The 533-nt window shown below is 45.6% G+C and carries 1 pseudogene; it reads left to right on the top strand.

Features of this window, described 5'->3' with window-relative positions:
• Window positions 1–225: 225 nt before the first annotated feature.
• Window positions 226–432: pseudogene (locus tag BHE18_RS18345) on the top strand (gamma carbonic anhydrase family protein); the annotation flags it as partial.
• Between the last annotated feature and the right edge of the window lie 101 nt (window positions 433–533).

The raw sequence follows: 533 nt of genomic DNA, 5'->3' as shown, positions 1-533 counted from the left end.
TCACGATGAGCCGTGACGCCGATGTTAGTCTGTATCTTGTCTTGTCATTCGAGTTATATACTATCGTCTGGTCATCCGATGTATTGTCGTGTCTGACTTAGATACAGTCTGTACACTTGTCTTGCCTTCTATCACTTCGTATGAGTTCTTAATGATCTATATCCGTGTCTTGTCTGCGGTGTTTGCTCTCTATCTTCTCAAAGATAAGAATGTTTTTTTTTTTTCATTCTAGACGGTGCCGAGATTGGTGAAGGTGCTTTTATCGGCGCCGGAAGCCTTGTGCCGCAAGGAAAAACCATTCCAGCCGGCACGCTCGCATTCGGACGCCCCGCAAAAGTAGTGCGCGAATTAAACGAAGCGGACAAAACAGATATGGAACGCATCGTCCGGGAGTATGCTGAAAAAGCCGCCTACTATAAATCTCTTCAATAGAAAAAGCAGACGGAATTTTTCCGCCTGCTTTTTTCTTATGCGTTCGCTTGTTGTTTCAAAGCATCCGCTTTGTCTGTGCGTTCCCACGGAAGGTCGACATC

The sequence above is a fragment of the Rossellomorea aquimaris genome (genome assembly GCF_001877785.1).
GTDB lineage: Bacteria > Bacillota > Bacilli > Bacillales > Bacillaceae_B > Rossellomorea > Rossellomorea aquimaris_A.
This window is presented reverse-complemented; position numbering and strand designations above follow the sequence as displayed.